We start from the raw sequence: 23,172 nt of genomic DNA, 5'->3' as shown, positions 1-23,172 counted from the left end.
TGTCGCGCTTTGCATTTAGGCGCGCTCGCATGCCTTAATCTTGAGCCAGTAATCGACTCTGCAGTTGTTCTAGTCGCTCAATCGTCCCGACATCGCACCAATAAGCCTTAAAATGCACACCTTGTATCCGCTGCTGGCTCATTGATTGCTTCAGCACAGGTCCCAAGGCTTGCTTACCTTCGGGTAAGTTTATAAATAATCGAGGATGGTAAATGCCCAAGCCAGCAAAGGTTAACTTTGGCTCATCATCAACCGTTAATTGGCCATTCACATCAATAGCAAAATCCCCCTGCGGATGATGCGCTGGATTATCAACTAACCATAAAAACGCGTCCGCTTCAGCTTGGATAACCTTTCGATAAGCTAACGAGACATCGGGCAAGTAATCGATAAATATATCACCGTTGATGACTAAAAAGGGCTCATCACCTAATAATGGTAATGCGTGCTTGATACCGCCAGCCGTTTCTAACGCAGTGGTTTCATCGCTATAACGGATCTGTACTCCCCAACGACTTCCATCGCCTAATATTTCAGGTAATTTATGCCCTAACCACGCCTGATTGATCACTATGTCACTCACCCCCAGCAAAGCAAGTTTCTCTATGTGATATTCTATTAATGGTTTACCGGCAACGCTCACTAACGGTTTAGGTAAGGTGTCGGTTAAAGGTCGTAAACGCTCTCCACGCCCCGCAGCCAAAATCATTGCTTTCATGCTTCGCTTACCGCCTCATCAATACTTTTACGGTTTACTCGCGGTAAAATCACCTTATTAACCCATTGACTAAATTCAGCAATTTGTGAGTACTGCATACCAATATCAGTAACGTATTGTAAGGTTAATGGAATATCAGCCAAATAACCGCGCTTGGCATCACGATGGTATAAACGAGCAAAAATACCTGCGGCTTTAATGTGGCGTTGTATGCCCATTAAATCAAACCATTGTTGATAAGTTGAAAACGTTACATCGTCACTCATCAATTGATGATCAATTGCCAGTTGATAATGATATCTCATCAACGGATTAACGATATCGTCAGGCCAGCGCACGTAACAGTCACGTAGCAGAGAGACAGCATCATAAGTGACTGCGCCATAGACGGCATCTTGAAAGTCGATCACTGCTAACGCTTGATTATTTATCAGTAAATTACGGCTATGATAATCACGATGCATACCGACTTGAGGCTGTGCAAGGACATTTTCGGTTAACGCATTAAAGGTCGACTCAATCATTGCCTGTTCATTGTCCGTCAGCGAGTAATCTAAATGCTCTTTCAGAAGCCAATCGACAAAAATCGCTAACTCTCGCATCACAAAAGCAGCGTCATAATCGGCCAGCGGACCATCTTGGGTCTCGGTCACGGATGCAATAATGGGTAATAAGTTTAATGCGCGCTGATAATAGTCGCTCACATTAGCTTTATTCAGCACTGACAAGAGTTGTAATTCGCCCACATCAGTTTGCAAAACAAAGCCATAGTCATCGCAGGTGGCAAGTACTTCGGGTACCAATAACCCAGCATGATGATAAGCTTTTGCAATCGCCACAAAAGGCGCGATAGGCACTAAATCAATGGGCGAATCAGAGACAATATAATGCTTACCTTGATACTGAATACGAAAATAACGTCGAAAACTGGCATCACCACAGATCAAACTAATGGCAACGTTATCGCCGAAATATTGGTTTAACCAGTTACTTAACGCAACAAATCTTGGGTCAGATAAAATCATCTCAATGGCTCTTAACTAAAAATTGCTTTATTATAGCCAGCATAACATTTGGAAACAGCTAAAGAATGGAATGTTTCATCTAGCTGAGTATCTTTTTCTCTCCAAAACTTTCCGGAATCAGAATTCATAAATTATTGACAACAATGCAGATCCGTTATTTTCTGGCACTAAGCCTACTCCCAAATATCGTGTTGGCTGATGAGCCAACAACGACCGAAGCGCCTGCGCTACAATGCGTTGTTGCGCCACCTGTTTCTCGTTCATTCGAAGATCGTGCAGCATTAACCGGTATTTCTGACGATCAGATTGTTATCATTAGTGATCACTCTGCTGTTTCTTATAACGAGCAAGCCGAATTTTCAGGCGATGTGAGTTTCAGCCAAGGGTTTCGTCATATTGCGGCTGACAATGCCGTATTAGATCAAAAGCAACAACGCTTAAATGCTAACGGCAACCTAATATTTAAAGATGAGTTATTTACCGTTACAGCCGATACACTAGAAGCTCAAATGAGTACCAATAACGCCACCTTAAAAGGCGCACAGTATTGGTTGCATGGCCAACAAGTTCATGGCGATGCTGAAAAGTTACAGATTACGTCAGACAATAATTTATTACTGACCAAAACCAACTTTTCAACCTGTCCTCCAGGTGATGAATCATGGCTGCTTGAAGCGGACATGATCAAAATTGACAGTAAAGAAGAATGGGGTGAGATTTGGAATGCCAAGCTGCGTATTGCAGACATTCCAGTGCTATATATTCCATATATGACAGTACCGGTATCTGATAAACGTAAAACAGGCTTTTTATTCCCAAGCTTCAGTACCAGTACCACGAATGGTGTGGAAGTCAGCACCCCTTATTATTGGAATATTGCGCCAGAGTTTGATCTTACTTTCACTCCGGATTTCATGTCCTCACGTGGGCTGTATACCAAAACTCAATTTCGCTATCTTGCCGGTGAGCAACAAAACGGCCAGTTCAATGTCGAATACTTAAGTAATGATAGTAAGCTAACCTCAAACGCTGACCGATATTTGTATCATTGGAGTCATCAAGGGGCCATCAATAAAAACTGGCGCGTCAGATCAGACTATACCGATGTGTCTGATAACAATTATTTCAACGATTTAAATTCCGACGTTAACCGTTCAACCGACAACCAGTTATCACGCATTGGTGAAGCCAGTTATTTTGAACGTAACTGGGATTTCAATATGCGCGTACAAGATATCAAAGTACTTGGTGAAGATGAAAAACCCTATCAAGTGATGCCACAGTTAAACTTTAACTATCGTTCTGCCGATATTTTTAACTCTATCGACTTTAAGTTTAACTCTGAACTGACCAACTTTCGTCATCAAGATAATGACTACAATACCGCGACTCGCTTACACTTAGTGCCTAGCTTAATCTGGCCAATTCAAGGGCCTGCGGGCTCGTTTACCAGTGAAGTTAAATTACTGCAAACCCAGTATTGGCAGCAAAATATCGATCCCGATTCAACCTTAGATAACAGCGTAAGCCGTACTATTCCGCAAGCGCGTTTACATGGTCAGGTTAATTTCGAGCGAGCTACCCAAATGTTTGACGAACAATACCGTCAAACCCTAGAACCGCAAATTCAATACCTTTATGTCGGCTATGAAGACCAATCCAATATTGGTATTTATGACACCGCGCAATTACAAGAAGACTATTATGGCTTGTTCCGCGATCGCCAATATTCAGGCTTAGATCGTGTAGCAGATGCTAACCAGTTCACTTTGGGCTTCACCACCCGTTTATTTGACCAAGCTAACCGCGAAAAAATGAAGTTTAGCGTAGGTCAAATCATGTATCTACAAGACTCAAAAGTCAGCATTGATGATACCTATGAAGAAACAACGCAGTCGACGTCGGTATTAGCAGCAGAACTCGATGCTCAGTTATATAATGACTGGTTTATCAGTGGTTCGGTTCAGCACGACACTCAAACAGGTGAGAATAAAAAGAATGAAGTCACCTTGGATTATCGTCCAAGTAATGACAAATTATTACAGTTAAGCTATCGCTTTGTTCCAGACTTACTCAATACCAATACCAATGATAAAGTTGATATTTCTCAAGCAGGCGTAAGAACATCTTGGCCTCTTAGTGACAACTTATATTTTGTTGGTAACTACTATTATGACCTTAATGAATCTCGTAGTATTGAAACTTATACAGGCGTGCAGTATGAGTCATGTTGCTGGGCATTGCGTCTGAGTTATCATTACCGAATTAAAACAAACTACGATGATGATTTGTCAGCCGCCATTGACGGACGTGAAGAGTTTGAGAGCGGTGTTTATCTAAACTTTGTCATTAAAGGCTTAGGGGGATCGGGTCCATTAGGAGTCGACGACATGTTAAATGAAGGCTTATTTAACTACCGTAAACCACTTTACTTGAGGAATTAACAATCTTTTGTGATAGATTGCTGAACCTAGCGATAAACTCATAGTCCAATAACAACAAACATGCTGTTGAGTATGATGTAGTAACCTTATTTTGGCGATCTATTGCCAGTTTATATTGAATCGAATGTGCCAAGGATTTTGTGGATGAAACACAGTAAAAAAATAATTTTTGCATTACTAGCACTGGCTATAAGCAACACCAGTATTGCTGCGCCAATACCATTAGATCGCGTAGCGGTACAAGTTAATGACGGTATCATTCTTGAAAGTGAAATCAGCAACATGATTACCACAGTCAAAGCCAATGCCAAATCGGCTAATCAAACGTTGCCTTCTGATGACGCCTTGCGTACTCAGGTTATAGAACGCCTCATTTTAACCCATTTGCAAATGCAAACAGCTCAACGTATCGGTTTGCAAATTGGCGATTTACAATTAGACCAAACAATTGAAAATATTGCTAAAGAGCAGAAAATATCGGTTGCACAGATGCGCCAATCGATTGAGAGCGAAGGCACTAGCTTTAGTCAATATCGGGAACAGTTACGTCAAGAAGTCACCCTAGGTGAAATTCAGCGTATTCAAGTACAACGCCGAATTCAGGTGTCGCCGCAAGAAATTACTGGCTTAGTGAAACTGATTCAGGAACAAGGCTTAAAAGATGTTGAGTTTCAAATTGGTCACATCCTGATTGAAGTACCAAGTAACCCAACCAGTGAACAACTTGAAAGTGCTAGTCGCCGTGCAGATATCGTGCTTAAACGCTTAAATGACGGTGATGATTTCCGTAGCACAGCTATTGCATCGTCTTCGGGTCCAAAAGCGCTAGAAGGCGGGATCTGGGACTTTATGAACATCAATGAAATGCCAACCTTATTTGCTGAAGTGGTTAGTACAGCTAAAAAAGGTGACATTATTGGTCCGATTAAATCGGGGTCAGGTTTTCATATTATCAAAGTAGTCGATACTCGTGGCTTACAAACTCAAGAAGTTGAAGAAGTAAAATCACGCCATATCCTATTAAAGCCCTCACCGATTTTATCGGAAGAGCGTGCTAAAGCGATGTTAGCCAACTTTTTAATTCAAGTGCGTGCCGGTGATGCTGATTTCGCTAAATTAGCCAGTCAGTACTCTGAAGATCCTGGTTCTGCAGCTAAAGGCGGTGAATTAGGCTGGGCAGACCCAAGCATGTATGTGCCAGAGTTTTCACAAACTCTAGCAAGCCTTGAAGAAGGTCAGTACAGTGAACCGTTCCGTTCAACGCATGGCTGGCATATAGTCCAACTTGAAGCTCGCCGTAAAACAGACGCAACAGAACAATTTAATAGCAACCGTGCTCATCAATTAATCTTCCGTCGTAAGTTTAATGAAGAGCTACAAACCTGGTTAGACGAAATGCGTTCAGAAGCGTATATCGAAATCGTTGAGCCAGAAAGCAAACGAGGCTAAGCATAATTAATGACTAAACGTATTGCCATAACACCAGGCGAACCAGCAAGTATTGGTCCAGACTTAGTCATCAAACTCGCTCAACAGGCTTGGCCTGTTGAGTTAGTTGTTTGCGCCGATCCTGATTTGCTCATGACGCGAGCAAAAATGCTTGGATTACCCTTGCAACTTATGCCTTACCAATCATCACAACCACCAAAACCTCAAGCCGCAGGAACATTAACTATTGCGCCTTTTGCATTAGCTGAAGAAGCTAAATGTGGTGTGTTGAATGAAGCAAACAGTGCATATGTAGTAGAAACCTTGCGTTACGCCGGTGAGAGAAATATGTCGAATGAATTCGACGCCGTCGTCACTGGGCCAGTGCATAAAGGCATTATTAACCAAGCGGGTATTCCGTTTAGTGGTCATACCGAATTTTTTGCACTGCAAGCTAACTGTGCTGATGTTGTCATGATGCTTGCCGCTCCAGGCTTGCAAGTGGCATTGATGACGACTCACATTCCTTTAGCGTATGTCGCTAAAGCGATTACCCGTGATAGACTGCATCATATTATTACCATTTTACATCGCGAGTTAGTCAGTAAGTTTGGTTTAGGCTCACCTAAAATTTATGTGTGCGGACTCAATCCACATGCAGGAGAAGATGGCCATTTAGGCCGTGAAGAAATTGATACCATCATACCTGCGCTCAACGAGCTACGGGAACAAGGTATGGATATTGTTGGCCCCTTACCGGCCGATACGCTATTCCAACCTAAGTATCTCGAACAAGCTGACGTGGTATTAGCCATGTATCATGACCAAGGATTACCTGTGCTTAAATCATTAGGATTTGGCAAGTCGGTCAATATCACCTTAGGTTTACCTTATATCCGTACTTCAGTCGATCACGGCACCGCGCTAGAATTAGCCGGCAGTGGCCAAGCGGATAGCGGCAGTTTTACCTGTGCATTAAACAAAGCCATCGAATTGGCCTCAAAAAGTAAGTAACCCATTTTAATGAGTAATAAAGTACATTTAGGCCATACGGCCAGAAAGCGTTTTGGACAAAACTTCTTAACTGATCAAGGCGTGATTAGTAGCATAGTCGGGGCTATTGCGCCTGATAATAATCATGTGATGGTCGAAATTGGACCTGGCCTAGGTGCCTTAACTGAACCTGTTGCAGACATGATTGATAACCTCACGGTTGTTGAATTAGATCGCGACTTAGTTAAGCGCCTACAATATCATCCAACACTAAAAGACAAACTGACCATTCACCAAGGTGATGCATTGCAGTTTGATTTTAACCAATTGCAACAAGCTGGCAAAAAAATGAAAGTGTTTGGAAATCTTCCTTACAACATTTCAACGCCCTTGATGTTTCATTTGTTTGAGTTTGCTGAACAAATAGAAACAATGCATTTTATGTTGCAAAAAGAAGTCGTATTACGTTTATCGGCTAGCCCTGGTAACAAGGCATATGGCCGCTTGACGGTAATGGCACAATATTATTGCCAAGTGGTTCCTGTACTAGAAGTGCCGCCAACCAGCTTCACTCCTGCCCCTAAAGTGGATTCTGCAGTCGTCAGATTATTGCCTTATGCAGTCAAGCCTTGGCCATGTCAAAATGTTGATGTATTAAGGCACTTAGTGACAACCGCATTTAATATGCGCCGTAAGACATTACGTAATAATTTAAAAACATTATTGTCAGACGACGATTTTGCTACGTTACAAGTTGATGCTAGTTTGCGGCCCGAACAAATTAGCGTCGAGCAATACGTCACAATGGCTAATTTTCTGTGTGACAAAAAAGATTAAATATAAGGGCATGCGTATTGAGCATGCCCTTTTGCTTTAGGATCTAATATGAGCCAAGTTGAATCACCGATAAAAATTAAAGTCGACACCCAATATTTAGAACAACAATCTGATGTTGCCGATAATAAATACCTCTTTAGCTACACGATAACCATTATCAATCTGAGTGATAACAAAGTAACTCTAAAAGACCGTCATTGGATTATCACCGACGCTGACGGCGATAAAAATGAAGTCAAAGGCCCTGGTGTTGTGGGCGAAACGCCGACCATTGCTCCGAATACCGCATATCAATATACCAGTGGTACTGTAATGGAAACGCCAGTCGGTTTTATGCAAGGTTTTTATGGTATGGAAGATCATAAAGGAGAGCGCTTTTTAGTCGCAATCCCACCTTTTCGTCTAGCGGTTCCTGGGATATTTCAATAACTTATGGCTAACTATTTTGTTGGCGATATTCAGGGTTGTTATTCAGAATTACAACTACTGCTGCAAAAAGTGGCTTTTAATCCGTCTAAAGACCAACTCTGGGCCGTAGGTGATCTTATTGCCAGAGGAACTGAGTCACTTGCAACCCTGCGTTTCTTTCAATCCTTACAAGATTCTGCAAAAGTGGTGCTCGGTAATCACGATTTACATCTGCTAGCTTTGCACGGAAAATTAAAGCGACCTAATCCCAACGATCATCTTGACGAACTCCTCAATGCACCTGATATTGATAATTTGGTCACTTGGGTTCGTCAACAACCCTTGATTCGGACCTTACCCGAACACAATATCATCATGACGCATGCCGGTGTTCCCCCTCAATGGGACTTGGCCATAGTTGAGCGTGAAGCAAAACAAGTGAGCATAGCTTTACAGCAAGATGATTATTTAAGCGAATTAATTGGCCAAATGTATAGCGACGATACCGAACAATGGTCGCCAGCACTGGCAGGTATAGCTAGGCTACGTTACTGTATCAATGCCTTAACTCGAATGAGATTCTTGCACTTAGATGGAAGTCTTGATTTTAAGTGTAAATTGCCGCCCAGCAAACAACACTCATCAGATTTACGCCCATGGTTTGAATTCCCATCGAAAATAGTGCCACAAAACACCTTAGTTTTCGGACATTGGGCAGCATTAATGGGGCAAACAAATAACCAGAAAATTCTGGCATTAGATACTGGTTGTTGCTGGGGAGAGCACCTCACATTATGGCATCTTGAAAAGAATGAAAATATTACCCAAAAAAGGTTAGTTTAACGTTAAACTAAAGTAGCATTTAGCCGATAACTAAATGTAGAATTTGTTACGCTTGCCTGAGAAACAATCACCCTCTAATAAATTCGATATGATGACATGCAACAGCACACACCAGAAAAATCAGGATCAAATAATAATAGCCGGAGTACTGTATGAAAATTAATGTAGCGACCAGAGTCATTGGCGGTTTTACCGTGGTGACGCTGTTATTGATAGTACTCGGTGGTGTAACCATGCTGAGTAATGACAGAATTAAAGATGGAGCGACGATTCTTAACACTATCAGTTTACCTGCGCTTGAAAAAACGAGCATTTTAAGTGAAAACTTAAGCTCGCAACAAATTGAAGCACTACTGGCTTATTACAGTACTCGTTCATCCCAAATTCCTGCCATAAAAAAACAGTTATCAGATTTAGATAACACCTTTAAACAAGACCTCAGTAGCTTAAACAACTTAGTCAGTAAACAGACACAGCTTTCAGCCCCCTTAGCGGCATTAAATAAAAGCTATACTTTGTATGGTTCCAATGCCACAAAGATGCTTCTTGAACGTCTAAGTGCGCTTACTTTACAAGAACAGTTACTTAAGATGCGCAGTAATCTTGAAAACGCAGCGGATGACTCCTCATCGATTCTGTTAGATATTATCGATCTAGAAACTAGCGAGGACGAAACTGAACGCAGTTTAGCCGCAACCGCCAGTGTAATCGATAGTACATTCATCAATATCATTACCACAATTTATGATTTAGTGGCGACAACTGAACAAAGCAAATATGACTTAATCATTAAAGAACTCGATTACATGGTCAGCGAAGCATCGACCAAATTAGACTTTATCAACACTAAAGGTAACGGTGTTGTAAACAGTTCAACTTTAGAAGATTTAACTGCTGAAAGCGCAAAAGTATTTACTTTGCTAAAGGGTAATGACTCAATTATCGCTTTGAAACAGCAGCAATTAAGTCATGAGTTTGCCGCGGCTAAACAACTTGTAGAAACTCAAAGTTCCGCCAAAGACGTCAACAAGAAGATGACTGTTTTGGCAAAATCAATCGATACTTTCGCAAGTGACATCAGTAATTCGGCGTTAGATATTATTGATTCCGCAGCGATTAAAACCCTAATAGTGGTATTAATGGCAATTGTCGTCGCTATTATCGTTAGTATTGCGGTTGTTAAACCACTGACTAATTCGTTAGAAAAAGTCAATAAAGCCCTTAATGTATTGGCATCAGGTGACTTAACTCATAAATTAGATGACACAGGTCACGATGAGTTTGCCGAATTGGCTAAAAACTGTAATCGCTTAGTCGACAGCCTACGCAGTCTTATTATTGGTATTGTCGATCGCTCGAACCAATTAGCGGCTGCAGCTGAAGAGACCTCTGCCATTACCTCGCAAACAACGATAGGTATTCAAGAACAAAAGAGCCAAGTCGATCAAGTTGCTGCTGCGACGACTGAATTGAGCTCAAGTGCACAGCAAGTTTCAATGAGCGCAGATCAAGCACTCAATGAGATTAAGCAAGCTGACAATGAAACCCAGCACATGCGTACCCTTGCAGAAGAAAGCAAAAATACCATTATTGCCCTTGCAGAAGAAGTCGCCAGAGCCGGTGTTGTTATTAATAAGGTTCACTCAGACAGTGCATCGATTGGTTCTATCTTAGACGTAATCCGTGGGATTGCCGATCAAACCAACTTACTGGCGCTAAATGCCGCGATTGAAGCAGCAAGAGCGGGTGAACAAGGCCGAGGTTTTGCGGTTGTTGCTGATGAGGTTCGTAACTTAGCATCACGTACACAACATTCAACCAGTGAAATTCAGCAAATGATTGAAGTTTTACAAGTCGGCACTCAGGAAGCGGTTGCCGTAATGGAGCAAAGTCGAGGTCAAGCAAACAGTTGCGTTGAAAAGAACGAGCAATCTAATATTGCCCTCGAAACTATCAGTAAGTCGGTTCACCGAGCCTATGATTCGGGTAATCATATTGCCCATGCTGCGCAAGAGCAAAATATCGTTAGCCAACAAGTTTCCGAAAAACTTGAACATATCGCATCGATTTCAGAAGAAACCTCAATCGGAGCCGATCAAACTGCACAATCAAGTCATCAAGTTGCAATGCTTGCTGAAGAGCTGCAAGCCTCTGTACGCGAGTTTAAGGTTTAATTGATAACTATTTATGCTCAAATAAATAAAAGGTCCCTCTGGGGCCTTTTTTATTGCTATCAATATCAAATGCAAGGTTAACCCTAATCGATGGTAGCGCTGGTTTATCACATTGATTAACCCACTATAGTCGGACATATAACAGTTAAAAATAACCGCAACTGAAGTATAGGGAGCGAGTCAGTAAAGCTTAATAGCAACATTTGGCCTAGCTCTTATCAAACTAATACTCAATATAGCCTATTGCAAATCAATGCAGCTGGCGAGACGGAGAAGAGTTAGATAAACGTTTATATTCCCAACCAAGGTTAAATAGCACACTAAAATGGGCTTTAATCGAAATAAAACTCTTAAACTTGCTCATAAATTACCGACATAAAAAATGCCGATAATTACTTATCGGCATTTCTGGTTCGCTTTATGTTACTGCATACTCAGATGATTAATCATCTGACCCAGCACCACCACCAAGACGGTCTTTGATCGCTGTTGTTATTTCGCTTGCATCGTAACCATTGGCAGAAGCCCAATCTAAAATAGCTTTACCGTCAGCTTCTGGAGCAGCAAGATCTGATGATGGCATACGTTTAGCAATAAATTCACCCACATTACCCGCGTTCGACTTGTAGGCAGTACGCAATAAACTGCTGCCATCACAAGAAATACTGGAGTATACGTTACGTAATTTAACACGGCTCTCTTTCATTTTTTTACGTAAGCGGTTTTTATCATCTGATTTCACATAATCACAAATATTTGCAACTAATTGATCTGTATCGGCAATAGCAGGTACTGATACAAAAGATGATCCAATCAGGGCTGCGATAGCTACAGGCAATAGACGCATCTGACACTCCTTTATTTTTTTATAGTTATATAGCTATGTATAGAGATCATATTTTAGATCGCTGTCAAACTAATTCAGGGTTAAACACGCCTAATTTAACACTTTTTATGTAAAGTGTTAAAGCTATATTGCAATCCTTTGTCGTTTGTTGCATTTACTGAATTCTGTAATTGCCAAGATCCATCATCCCAATCAGGAAACAAGGTGTCACCATCAACATCAAGATCGATTAACGTAAGGTATAAAATATCAGCTTTGGGTAATAATTGTTGGTAAAGCTGACCACCACCAATGACGACTATTTCGTCACAATCGCCAGCAGCAGCAACAGCATCATCAAAGCTTTGAACACAGGTCACGCCATCAATACTCAGCTGGCTGTTACGACTTATGACGATATTATGTCGACCAGGTAATGGCCGCCCAATTGATTCAAATGTTTTACGACCCATTACCACAGGTTTAGACAAGGTCATCGCCTTAAAATGACGTAAATCTTCCGGTAAATGCCATGGCATTTTATTGTCTTTGCCGATAACTCTGTTGTTGGCCATTGCGGCAATCATTGCAATACGCATTGAGGCAGAATCCTTGTGGTTAGATAATCGATCTGGTGCGATAGTAGAGTAAGCTTGGTAACGCGAGCCCAACGGCAAGCGCACCTAAAATAAATACCGTTTTTAAGCCGTTTAAAATGACTTGTGCAGTGAGTTCAGGGCTGACTTGACTTTGGGCGGTCAGTTGAATCAGAGCAATCACGGTATTAAATGCATAAGTACCTGGCACCATAGGGATAATAGCGGCGACAGCATACATTAATGGTGGGGCTAAATGTTGCTTTGCAAACCGAATCGTCACGACGCCCACAATTGCAGCGGCTGCAAATGTCGCCCATTCTATCGGCATTGAAAATTGCATTAGTAAGGTTCGAGAACTGTGACCTATCGCACCAGCAAGGGCGCAATAGAGTAAATATCGTTTGGGAACGTTAAACACCATGGCAAAACCAATTGCGGGTATCGCGGAAAAAAAAGCGTCATGCAATAACAAACTAATCAGCTCAAGCATTAGAAAATCCCCCCCAATTGCATGGCGATGGTGATACCGATAACAGAAGCTAATGTTAATAACGTTGCATGGCCCCAGCGAGAAATGCCTACGTTCATATGACCTTTAACCATATCTGAAATAGCATTAATCAGCGGAAATCCAGGCACCAGCATTAATACGCTTGCGGCCATTGCCACTTGGGGAGTATGGGTAATTGGCCACATATAACCGGCTTGGGCAACAACAGTAATAATGAATGCTGTAATCGAAAAGTTAACCAATAAATTGAAATGGCGCGATGCTAGAAAAAGCCGCACCATCATGCCAATCGACGAGGCAAAAAATGTGATTAAACATGCCATCATGTCGCCATCGAATAAATGACAGAAACTGGCACATGACAAACCAATCATAGGGACTACGGCGATTGCAGGATAAGTTTTAGGGGTAATATGAGCGAGGCGGCGGCGAACTTCATTGGCACCATAAATGCCTTTTTCTGCCAATATACAAATTCGCTGTAATTCACAAATCACCGTCATATTAATGCCATGAGCACGAATACGACGAGTGGTCGTGACACAGCGACCGTGTACTAAGCTGGTCAGTACTAATGCATTAGATGAAATTGATATCTCAATGCTAGCAAGACCGAGTGCTTTACCTAGGCGCTGGCTAATCTCTTCAACAAGATCAGACTCAGCACCATAAGCCAACAGTAGTTGCGCACAACGCACTACAAGGCGGGTAATTTCATTTTGGCTATCTTCGTACACGATATCCTCAAATGAGTCTATTAACGTTGATAGATCACTTCTACATCATAATCGTCATCATCAAAATCATCGTCAAAATCATCATTATAATCTTCATTAACGACTTCATCTTCAGCGCTATGGTAATTATCCCATTTAAATTCAACATCAGCATCTGGCGTTATTTCTTCGACAATAGCCGGTAAACTTCTGATGTAGTCGAGCATCTTAATGCTTAACTCTTCAGTTCCGGTTCGATTGTAAGCAGACATAGTATAAACATCTCCTTGCCAATCTAGCTCTTTAACGATGCGATCGATTTTACCTTGTAACTCTTCGTCGAGCAGCAAATCGGTTTTATTGAAGACTAACCAACGCGGTTTTGCCGCAAGCTTTGGAGAGTACTTCTCAAGTTCACCAACAATAGCACGAGCTGAATAGACAGGGTCAACACCATCGATAGGTTCAATATCAATAATGTGTAATAACATGCGACAACGTTCAAGATGCTTTAAGAAACGAATACCTAAACCAGCACCTTCTGCAGCGCCTTCAATCAAACCAGGAATATCGGCAATAACAAAGCTTTGACCTGGACGCGGATTCACCACACCAAGGTTTGGAACTAAAGTTGTGAACGGATAATCAGCCACTTTAGGCGTTGCACGTGAAACCGAGCGTATGAAAGTCGATTTACCAGCATTTGGCATACCGAGCAAACCTACATCAGCAAGCAATAAAAGTTCAAGCTTGATTGAACGAACTTCACCTGGAGTACCTAAGGTCTTTTGACGAGGAGCACGGTTAGTACTGCTCTTAAAACGAGTGTTACCTAGACCGTGGAAACCACCTTTAGCAACGAGAAGCTTTTGTCCATGCGATGTAAGATCACCAAGTGACTCTTCTGTTTCTTGGTCAATAGCACGAGTACCTACAGGTACTTGAAGAACTAAATCACTGCCGCCATGACCGGTACAATCACGACCACGACCATTGGTTCCGCGCTCAGCCATATGGAAACGAGTAAAACGGTAATCAATTAGCGTATTAAGGTTTTCATTAGCTTGTAGGTATACACTACCGCCATCACCACCGTCACCGCCGTCAGGGCCACCATCTGGGACATACTTTTCGCGTCTAAAACTCACGCAACCGCTTCCGCCGTCACCTGCTTCTACGCGAATATTCGCTTCATCAACAAACTTCATACTGACTCCTGACGCCACTTAATCTGTAATTATAAACCCAAATAACTGAGTTTTGCAGGAAAGCGCTGAAGATAGCATTCATCACGATATCGCCTACTGCATATAAACAAAATCATCAAACTATCCTATAACAGTTTAATGATATAAAAAACACAAAAGCCCCACCATAGGCAGGGCTTTCGAGATCTAGCTTAGAAAGAATTAAGCTTCGATGCTAATAAATTTACGATTATTAGGACCTTTAACTTGAAACTTTACTTTACCGTCTGTTAATGCAAACAAAGTATGGTCACGACCAATACCTACGTTTACACCAGCGTGGAACTTAGTACCACGTTGACGAACGATAATGTTACCAGCTAGAACTGATTCACCGCCAAAGCGTTTAACACCAAGACGTTTACTTTCTGAATCGCGGCCGTTACGAGTAGAACCGCCAGCTTTTTTATGTGCCATGAGTTAGACTCCTAAATTATGCGCTGATCGCAGTGATTTTAACTTCGGTGAACCATTGACGATGGCCCATCTTCTTGTCGTGATGCTTACGACGACGGAACTTGATAATAGTTACCTTGTCGCCGCGACCGTGGCCAACTACTTCAGCTACGACTTTACCGCCAGCAACTAAAGGAGCACCAACATGCACTGTTTCACCATCAGCGATCAATAAAACTTGATCGAATTCTATGGTTTCACCAGTAGCAACTTCTAATTTTTCTAAACGAACTGTATGACCTTCAGCAACACGGTGTTGCTTTCCGCCACTTTGAAAAACAGCATACATGGCTATTTTACTCCAAATGACTAACACACTAACTCATATTATTGACGAGACTAGGTGCTAAAAAACTTTTAATGACAATGGGCGCGGATTCTACGCGAAGAATTATCATCCGGCAAGTGCTAATTCACTATCAAATAAAAAAGACCCTATTACTGCACACTATTCATTAATAGCTAATGTGCCTTCTTTAAAATTTAGTTAACATGTTTGAGTTAATCTATGCCTAAATTTTATAGGTAAATTGGCAATAATCCAGCAAACTATCGCGAAATCAGGATAATGTAAGCGCAATTGTGTAAATACATACTTTGAAAAATAGCACTAATATCCTGTAAGATATGCGCTCTAATTCGATATGACTAATTAAGGGTGCAAAGCCTGTCGCCCAACAACCAGAGACTATTATGGATTTAAACGCCATTCGTCAACTGGCTGACACTGATATGCAAGCAGTCAATCAGCTGATATATAAACAACTTGAATCTGATGTAGCCCTAATTAATCAATTAGGCTTTTACATAATCAATGGCGGTGGTAAACGTTTACGTCCGTTATTATCTGTATTGGCCGCCCGAGCTGTTGGCTATCAAGGCGAACATCACTTAAAACTCGCTGCGATTATCGAATTTATTCATACCGCGTCTTTATTGCATGACGATGTTGTTGATGAGTCAACACTGCGTCGCGGCCGTGAAACTGCCAATGCGTTATTCGGTAATAGTGCAAGCGTGCTGGTTGGCGACTTTTTATATACTCGCTCATTTCAAATGATGACCGAGCTTGACAGCATGAAAGTGCTTAAAGTCTTAGCCCATACGACTAATGTACTTGCTGAAGGCGAAGTATTACAGTTAATGAACTGTAATGATCCCGATACGACCGAAGCAAACTATATGCGGGTTATCTACTGTAAAACCGCTAAATTATTTGAAGCGGCAACTCAATTAGCCGGCGTATTAGCAAATGTCAGCCCGGAACAAGAACAGGCATTAGCCAATTACGGCAAATACCTAGGTACGGCGTTTCAGTTAACCGATGATTTACTTGATTACACGGCTAACTCCGACGAACTCGGCAAAAACATCGGTGATGACCTCGCCGAAGGTAAACCGACGTTACCGCTGATATACGCTATGGAAAATGGGTCTGATACTGCTAAAAAGCTGATTAGAGACGCGATTGAACAAAGCGACGGTACTAAAGCTATTGATGAGATATTAGTGGCATTGGGCGAGTCTGGTGCATTAGTTTACACCCAAGAAAAGGCGCAAGCTGAAGCACAAAAAGCCATTGATGCACTCGGAGTTTTTCCTGATAATGACTACAAACAGGCATTAATTTCACTGGCTCACTTATCGGTTAATCGCAGTAGTTAGCAATCATCAAGAGCTCAACAATTACCATAAACAGTGGTTTTCTGATGACAAGATTTTATGACTAACGGCATTGAGAAAGGTGTGAATATCAATTCACACCTTTTTTGTTATCACACTTGCCAATTTATCGGTTTATTACCCTGGTTAATTAATAATTGATTAATACTTGAAAAATGATGACAACCAAAAAAGCCCCGGTAAGCAGATAAGGGCGATGGATGTGGGCCGTTCATTACATGATGATGAGGTGCGGTAATCAATCGACCTTTTTTAATCGCGTGATTGCCCCAACACACAAATATGATTGGTGATGCTTGTTGATCTAAGTACTTCAGCACACTATCGGTAAATGTCTCCCAGCCCGCTTTAGCATGTGAATGAGATAACCCCTGCTCTACTGTCAACACAGTATTGAGTAACAACACCCCTTGCTTAGCCCAAGCGCTTAAATCACCATGTTCTGGGATCACAAAGTCGTCAATGTCATTGGTTAACTCTTTATAGATATTAGCCAATGAAGGCGGTGGTTTTATGCCCTTCTTAACCGAAAAAGACAGCCCGTGAGCTTGATTTGGGCCATGATAAGGGTCTTGCCCTAGTATCACGACTTTAACCGCTGACAAGGGCGTTAAATTAAAAGCAGCAAACACTTCATCATCCGGTGGATAAATAACCTTATTAGCGGCCCTTTGTGAGGCAATAAAGTGCATCAAATCTTGATAATATGGCTGTGATTGTTGTTGTTCAAACAAGGTTTGCCAATGGGAAGTCATCTAATGTATTCCTTCAAAAGGTTAGCGATAAATTAGCGAACAGCTCAGTCTTTAGTTTACTATCAACAGATTAATCACTTTTATGCCTAATATGATGCCATTACATAATAACAAAAACACCCCTAAAAATGGTTTTACCCTTATTGAACTCGTCGTTGTTATCATCATACTTGGGATTATCGCAATGATTGCCTTACCAAAATTTGTTGATATCGGCAGAGATGCTAAAATCGCTACGGTAAAAGTCACTGGTGGGGCATTTTCGTCAGCAATAACCCTAGCGCACATGAAATGGGCAGCCATGGGGTATTCTGGCCCGGCAGATAATTTAGCGATTTTCAGTCAAGCTGGAACCGATGGCCAACTTGATATCAACCAATGGGGTTATCCAGCACAGAATTACCCACCTTACGAGGCTTCGCCAAGACTGGATAATAATAATGACTGTCTCTCAGTCTGGCCTACGCTATTACAAGATGGCCCAAGTGTTTCAATTAGTGCAGATAAGGATATATCGGATTATAGAGCTGAATATATCAATCCAGATCAGTGCCGTTATTACTACAATTTACTACCACTGGTGTCCATATACTATGATTCGCGTAACGGCGAGGTCTTGATAGATTCAAATCCTGATAGCTAATTTTTTACCTGAAATTTTCAAATAAAGACGTTACACTCATTGGAAAATTAACTCACCAACAAAGTGGATATGATGTCTGAAGCCAAAACAGAATTAACAATGTATCAAATAGCTGACCAATTTATTGCCTTAGCCAATCAACTTAGCCAACAAGAAAATGATATTGGCAAAGTCGGTACCGCAATGAGATTTGCCTCTGCTCGTTTTAATGCGTTTGAAGCATCGATTAAATCAGCTAATCTTGCTGCGGAAAAAGATCATGCACTCGCTTGGTTTTCTGATGAATTTAAAGCAATGTTAAAAGAGAATTTAGAAGACCACATCGCTAATCCTCCTATTGCTGCAGAGCAACAAGAGCCAGAAAGCGATGACAGCGTGCAAATGTTTAAAGGCGTTTAACCAACATATGACGCGTTATAACAATAATGCCTAACAGATTATTGCTAGGCATTATTGTTCATAACTGACTCATTTTGCACCGTCAGCAATACGGTTCATCCTAGCCGATATCATGATGACTATTTATAGTCGCAAAATTCAGATATTACAGCAGAGTATAAATTACCCTCATTGCGAGTAAAATTAACACCACACCTGAAAGCCTATCAATTAATTTGGCCTGATTTCGTAACTTAGGCAACACGGCAGAATGAGACAACAAAAACGCAATAATGGTGTACCATAATCCATCAACGATTAATGGCGTAAACACAATTAAACCTTGGCCAATAGCAGTCTGAGCTGCTAATACAAATTGACTAAATAAAGCCAAAAAGAACAGGAGTATTTTGGGATTAAATAATGAAATAGCCATACCATCTCTTGCTGCAATCCACAGACTTGTGGGTTGACCCGCCGCCAATTTTTGCTGCATTCCGCCTTTAGACCTAAGTGCTTGCATCCCCATCCAAGCTAAGTAAATCGCTCCAGTTACCGCGATGGTATTAAAAATAACCGGCGATGCTTTTAATATTGCTGCCAAACCCAATAGAGTTACCAGAGCATAGACACCAATACCGATTGAATGTGCCCAAGCACAGACTATACCGTGTAATCGGCCACCACCAAGGGTATGCCGCACCACCATGGCTAAACTGGGGCCTGGGGACATAGCCCCCAAACAACATATCGCCAATAATCCCAGCCAAGTACTTAACGTCATAACACTCCTTTACTTGTAGTCACCTAATTTATGCAAAATGCATTTTAACAACCAGTTAAGCATGCGCTGCTAGTGTAGCGCCGCTGATAAGGATGGGTATGATAACGTATTTACAGGGGAAACCTATGGCGACATTAATGATGATATTACTCTTGGTTATTTTTAGTGCCGTGGTGTTACTCATCAGGGCTAAAATTACAGGTAAATCGATTCCGACCCTGATTATTGTCATGCTCATTTTTATGGGGATCTGTTTTGCTGGTGTGCTCGCTTTTATTAATAAAGGTGAAAACTATCAAGCTTACCAAATGCTTCGTTGGCAGCCGCTACAGCCCGAAAAAATTGCCTCTTATGTTGCACAGGGCAATATTGTGTTTGTTGATATCACAGCTGATTGGTGTGTGCCCTGCCAGACCAATAAAGCCAATGTGCTTCACCGTGAACAAGTCGTAAACCAATTAAACCAACAGCATATTATCCTCATGCAAGGTAACTGGACCCATGCCGATGCTGTCATAGAGCATTACATGGGGCAACAGGCTGTTGCTGGTACGCCGTTTAATAAAGTGTATGGCCCTAGCTACCCAAAAGGGATTGAGTTGCCTAAAGCGCTCATTATCGATGACCTTTATCAAGCGTTATCTCTAGTCGCCCAGTAAATTATCATCCTTGTGATACTTGAAATAAAAAAGACTGCCGAAGCAGTCTTTTTCGTTATGGTGCCATTAACAACAATGGCAGTTAACTTATATTAGAAGCGATAGTTAACACGGCCGTAATAGAAGCCACCGTTGTAATCGAATGGACCACTTTCGTAGTACACTCCACCTAACTCACCTAATGTGCCATCTTTTAACTTCTGCGCTTCTTGATCGAAGATGTTATTAGCACCTACAGATACCGTTAAGTTATCAAGTACCGCATAACTCACTTCAAGATCGATAGTCACTGCAGCATCAGCAACCTCAGAACCCCAATCAGAAGTATCATCAGCATGTGTTGCGTAATATTCACCAAAATAGTTAGCACGCACAGACATGCTTAAATCATCCCAGCTTTGGCCCCACGTTAGAGTGGCACGATGTGCTGGAATACCATCTTCTAAACGACGAACTTTACCTGCATCAGTTGTTTCTGGATCATACTTATCAACACTAGTATCAGTCCAACCATAGGCTAAGCTAAACTTGGCATCGCCAGAAAGCATTTCAGTAGTATACGAACCGACAATATCAACACCTTGAGTGGTGGTATCAAAGTCATTGGTATAGAAGGTTACCGCTGAAATCAGTTCAGGGAATTCAACACCAGCAGCTCTTAATGCATCATAATCACTTGCTTTAACCGAAATTTGGCTTGACTGAGCAATACGACCGGTGACTTCAATGTTGTAGTAATCAACTGTTAAGAACAAGTTTTCATATTGATACACCAAACCAGCTGCATAGCTAACAGACTCTTCAGGCTTAAGCACTTCACCGCCATAGAAAGCCGCTAATGGATTTGTTGGTGGCGCAATAAAGGTCTGAATCAAATCACCATTAACAATCGATGTTTGTGTATTGACTACGTTTTCTTGACCGACTGTAGGTGCACGGAAACCGGTGCTGTGTGAAGCACGGAACGATAATTCATCCGTTGCAACATACTGCGCGGTTAACTTGTAGTTTAATGTGTCACCAAAAGTAGAGAAATCTTCGTAACGAAGTGCGACACCTAGTAAGAAGTCTTCGGTTAAATACGCTTCAACGTCAGTATAAATACCAATGTTGCTACGGTCGTTTTTACCAGCTGATTCTGGACCAAAACCTTTAAATCCATGTGAGCCGATGTTGAAACCTTGGTCTGCGTAAGGGCCAGCAATCCAAGAGGCTTCATCACCTTGACCAATTTCAAATGACTCTTTACGCCATTCAGCACCCGCAGCAAAACTAATATCTTCAATGCCACCTAAAGTCACAAAACGCGAGAAATCAAGGTTTACCGTTGTTTCAACTTGCTCGTAAGAGCCGGTGTCAAAGTCTGTTGGTGTATCTAAACCCAACGATGGATTAAGAGAGTTTTTTAAACCAAAGCTGGCTTTGTTACTGCCTGTACCTGCACTGGCATCGTACATCCATTCACCTAACTCGCCTTTAACACCAGCAAAGAAAGACATGTCTTCAATTTTACCGGTAAATTGTGGCGTATACCCACCAGGGCGAATTTGGTTCATCGCAAAACAATTTGGATCGGCGACCATAGCTTGATACTCAGGGGTATCAAGCACGTTAGGAACATTAGCTGGCACAACCGCACAAGTTGATTGATCGCCATTAACAGCACCTACGAGTAATGTTTCACCACCATCGTTGGAATACACGTTACCGCGGTTATGTGGGTTACGATAGTAGAAACCACCTGTTGCTTCACGTGAAGAGACGTTACCAAAAGCATACAAATGAGTGTCATCATTAATATCAAAACCTGAGTTTATGAAAACAGTATAGTCATCATTAATCTCTGGATTACCCCATGTTTGTGCAGGGTCTTGAATTGAAGTGTTGCCAGCGGCGGCAATCGCAGCGGCATCTGGACGCTGTACACTGCGACTAGTCGCATCAGCGGTTTTATATTGTGCACTGATGTTAACAAAGCCATCATCAGTTAACGGTAAACCGATGTTACCATCGATAGTAGTTGCTGCGCCGTCACCTTCGTAGTATTCACCTTGACTGACGGTGATAGAGCCACCTTCAGAGGCGTCTTTTAATACAAAGTTCATGACGCCCGCAATCGCATCAGAACCATACTGAGCTGCAGCACCATCGCGTAATACTTCAACTTGCTTTAATGCTACACCTGGAATAACTGAAATATCTGGACCTTGAGCACCATCGTTAATGCCACCACCTTGGAAAGCAATAACTGACGCACGGTGACGGCGTTTGCCGTTAACCAAAATAAGCGTACTGTCAGACGGTAAACCACGTAAGTTAACCGGACGAACTAGCGTTGCTGCGTCACTGATAGGTTGCGCACGAGAGTTAAAAGAAGGCACAGATGTCACTAACATGTCGATCATGTCAGTTGATCCATTTTTCTTTAAATCATCACTGCTGATGATGTCAATTGGAACCGGTGAATCACCAATTGAACGCGGTGCAGCACGCGAACCGACTACTGCGATTTTTTCAACATTTTCTTTGTTTACAGCTTCTTCATCTTCAGCAAAAGCTTGAGAGCTAATTACCGTTCCGGCAAGTGCAAATGAAATGGCTAAGCTTAAAGAGCTAATACCAAATTTAGATTTTTTTGATTGCATCATCATTATTATGTTCTCAACTGCTTATTATTGTTGTTTGTCGACTATGTCTTTTACAAAAATTGCTAAAAAACACGTCACACTATCGAAATAATCCCTATCCCGACTACATTTCTATAACAATTGAATTACAATTGCTAACACTTTTTGGGATAAATAAGCACTTGCTAAAGATTGAACAACACAATAACGGTCTAAGCTTTTGATTTTTAGTGACATACATCACAAAACGAATTATTTTCAATAAGTAAATATTTTAAACATAATCACTACAAACCTTAAGTGTAATTATAATTTTACACTTTAAGCTGCATTTTTATCCTAGAAGTTTTTAGAGGATTAACCGAAATAAACAAGCTAATTTCAAATCAATATCAGTGAGGCTTTGCCAATTGATATT

General features: G+C 41.5%; 23 protein-coding genes. 11 read left to right on the top strand and 12 right to left on the bottom strand.

Translation table 11 applies throughout. The features are described from left to right. Positions 1-34: 34 nt before the first annotated feature. Positions 35-718: an N-acetylmuramate alpha-1-phosphate uridylyltransferase MurU gene (gene murU / locus H5114_RS06305; protein ID WP_182722473.1), complete on the bottom strand. Its 684-nt coding sequence runs from the start codon at positions 716-718 to the stop codon at positions 35-37. After that, entirely contained in the window at positions 715-1,743 is a 1,029-nt protein-coding gene (locus H5114_RS06300) for an aminoglycoside phosphotransferase family protein (protein ID WP_182722472.1), read from the bottom strand. Before H5114_RS06300 ends, murU begins: the two co-directional genes overlap by 4 nt. Positions 1,744-1,886: 143 nt before the next feature. Between H5114_RS06300 and lptD the strand changes: the two genes are divergently transcribed. The 7 genes from lptD (at position 1,887) to H5114_RS06265 (ending at position 10,870) form a co-directional block, all read left to right on the top strand. Continuing rightward, complete coding sequence (gene lptD / locus H5114_RS06295; protein ID WP_182722471.1) at positions 1,887-4,187, top strand: LPS assembly protein LptD; 2,301 nt, start codon at positions 1,887-1,889, stop codon at positions 4,185-4,187. Between the two features lie 144 nt (positions 4,188-4,331). After that, on the top strand, positions 4,332-5,636 hold the full coding sequence (gene surA / locus H5114_RS06290) for a peptidylprolyl isomerase SurA (protein ID WP_124017864.1): 1,305 nt from the start codon (positions 4,332-4,334) through the stop codon (positions 5,634-5,636). Positions 5,637-5,645: 9 nt separating this feature from the next. After that, entirely contained in the window at positions 5,646-6,629 is a 984-nt protein-coding gene (gene pdxA, locus H5114_RS06285; RefSeq protein WP_124017863.1) for a 4-hydroxythreonine-4-phosphate dehydrogenase PdxA, read from the top strand. Between the two features lie 9 nt (positions 6,630-6,638). Further along, entirely contained in the window at positions 6,639-7,445 is an 807-nt protein-coding gene (gene rsmA / locus H5114_RS06280) for a 16S rRNA (adenine(1518)-N(6)/adenine(1519)-N(6))-dimethyltransferase RsmA (RefSeq protein WP_124017862.1), read from the top strand. A gap of 48 nt (positions 7,446-7,493) precedes the next feature. Then, positions 7,494-7,874, top strand: a complete 381-nt coding sequence (gene apaG, locus H5114_RS06275) for a Co2+/Mg2+ efflux protein ApaG (RefSeq protein WP_124017861.1) — start codon at positions 7,494-7,496, stop codon at positions 7,872-7,874. A gap of 3 nt (positions 7,875-7,877) precedes the next feature. Next, a complete protein-coding gene (locus H5114_RS06270) occupies positions 7,878-8,696 on the top strand; it encodes a symmetrical bis(5'-nucleosyl)-tetraphosphatase (RefSeq protein ID WP_124017860.1) in 819 nt (272 codons plus the stop codon). A gap of 152 nt (positions 8,697-8,848) precedes the next feature. Next, a complete protein-coding gene (locus H5114_RS06265) occupies positions 8,849-10,870 on the top strand; it encodes a methyl-accepting chemotaxis protein (protein WP_182722470.1) in 2,022 nt (673 codons plus the stop codon). A gap of 442 nt (positions 10,871-11,312) precedes the next feature. Here H5114_RS06265 and H5114_RS06260 read toward each other — a convergent pair whose 3' ends face one another. The 7 genes from H5114_RS06260 to rplU form a co-directional block, all read right to left on the bottom strand. Next, on the bottom strand, positions 11,313-11,717 hold the full coding sequence (locus tag H5114_RS06260) for a DUF3718 domain-containing protein (protein WP_182722469.1): 405 nt from the start codon (positions 11,715-11,717) through the stop codon (positions 11,313-11,315). A gap of 95 nt (positions 11,718-11,812) precedes the next feature. Further along, positions 11,813-12,295 (bottom strand): type 3 dihydrofolate reductase, encoded by a 483-nt coding sequence (gene folA, locus H5114_RS06255; RefSeq protein ID WP_124017857.1) that lies wholly within the window; start codon positions 12,293-12,295, stop codon positions 11,813-11,815. Positions 12,296-12,314: 19 nt separating this feature from the next. Further along, on the bottom strand, positions 12,315-12,785 hold the full coding sequence (locus H5114_RS06250; RefSeq protein WP_124017856.1) for a threonine/serine exporter family protein: 471 nt from the start codon (positions 12,783-12,785) through the stop codon (positions 12,315-12,317). Continuing rightward, positions 12,785-13,543, bottom strand: a complete 759-nt coding sequence (locus tag H5114_RS06245; RefSeq protein WP_124017855.1) for a threonine/serine exporter family protein — start codon at positions 13,541-13,543, stop codon at positions 12,785-12,787. Before H5114_RS06245 ends, H5114_RS06250 begins: the two co-directional genes overlap by 1 nt. A 20-nt stretch (positions 13,544-13,563) precedes the next feature. Next, a complete protein-coding gene (cgtA, locus tag H5114_RS06240) occupies positions 13,564-14,730 on the bottom strand; it encodes an Obg family GTPase CgtA (protein ID WP_124017854.1) in 1,167 nt (388 codons plus the stop codon). Between the two features lie 201 nt (positions 14,731-14,931). After that, positions 14,932-15,186: a 50S ribosomal protein L27 gene (rpmA, locus tag H5114_RS06235; RefSeq protein ID WP_011638531.1), complete on the bottom strand. Its 255-nt coding sequence runs from the start codon at positions 15,184-15,186 to the stop codon at positions 14,932-14,934. 16 nt (positions 15,187-15,202) lie between these two features. Next, the gene (rplU, locus tag H5114_RS06230; protein ID WP_124017917.1) at positions 15,203-15,514 is read right to left on the bottom strand and encodes a 50S ribosomal protein L21; all 312 of its coding nucleotides are present in this window, start codon (positions 15,512-15,514) and stop codon (positions 15,203-15,205) included. A 404-nt stretch (positions 15,515-15,918) separates the two neighbouring features. On the opposite strand from rplU, the gene ispB reads away from it, so the two are divergent. Further along, complete coding sequence (gene ispB / locus H5114_RS06225; RefSeq protein ID WP_124017853.1) at positions 15,919-16,890, top strand: octaprenyl diphosphate synthase; 972 nt, start codon at positions 15,919-15,921, stop codon at positions 16,888-16,890. A gap of 110 nt (positions 16,891-17,000) precedes the next feature. Here the strand turns inward: ispB and ung are convergent, their stop codons facing one another. Further along, a complete protein-coding gene (gene ung / locus H5114_RS06220; RefSeq protein ID WP_182722468.1) occupies positions 17,001-17,663 on the bottom strand; it encodes a uracil-DNA glycosylase in 663 nt (220 codons plus the stop codon). A gap of 91 nt (positions 17,664-17,754) precedes the next feature. Between ung and H5114_RS06215 the strand changes: the two genes are divergently transcribed. After that, entirely contained in the window at positions 17,755-18,306 is a 552-nt protein-coding gene (locus tag H5114_RS06215) for a prepilin-type N-terminal cleavage/methylation domain-containing protein (RefSeq protein WP_207891330.1), read from the top strand. 72 nt (positions 18,307-18,378) lie between these two features. Further along, on the top strand, positions 18,379-18,705 hold the full coding sequence (locus H5114_RS06210) for a DUF3144 domain-containing protein (protein ID WP_124017850.1): 327 nt from the start codon (positions 18,379-18,381) through the stop codon (positions 18,703-18,705). Positions 18,706-18,850: 145 nt separating this feature from the next. Here the strand turns inward: H5114_RS06210 and H5114_RS06205 are convergent, their stop codons facing one another. After that, complete coding sequence (locus tag H5114_RS06205) at positions 18,851-19,468, bottom strand: LysE family translocator (protein ID WP_124017849.1); 618 nt, start codon at positions 19,466-19,468, stop codon at positions 18,851-18,853. 98 nt (positions 19,469-19,566) lie between these two features. On the opposite strand from H5114_RS06205, the gene H5114_RS06200 reads away from it, so the two are divergent. Beyond that, positions 19,567-20,127, top strand: a complete 561-nt coding sequence (locus H5114_RS06200; RefSeq protein ID WP_404948342.1) for a thioredoxin family protein — start codon at positions 19,567-19,569, stop codon at positions 20,125-20,127. Between the two features lie 92 nt (positions 20,128-20,219). Here H5114_RS06200 and H5114_RS06195 read toward each other — a convergent pair whose 3' ends face one another. Continuing rightward, positions 20,220-22,775, bottom strand: coding sequence for a TonB-dependent siderophore receptor (locus tag H5114_RS06195; protein WP_182698698.1), 2,556 nt, complete (start codon positions 22,773-22,775; stop codon positions 20,220-20,222). Positions 22,776-23,172 lie beyond the last annotated feature (397 nt).

Source organism: Shewanella sp. SR43-8, from assembly GCF_014163775.1.
GTDB lineage: Bacteria > Pseudomonadota > Gammaproteobacteria > Enterobacterales > Shewanellaceae > Shewanella > Shewanella vesiculosa.
This window is presented reverse-complemented; position numbering and strand designations above follow the sequence as displayed.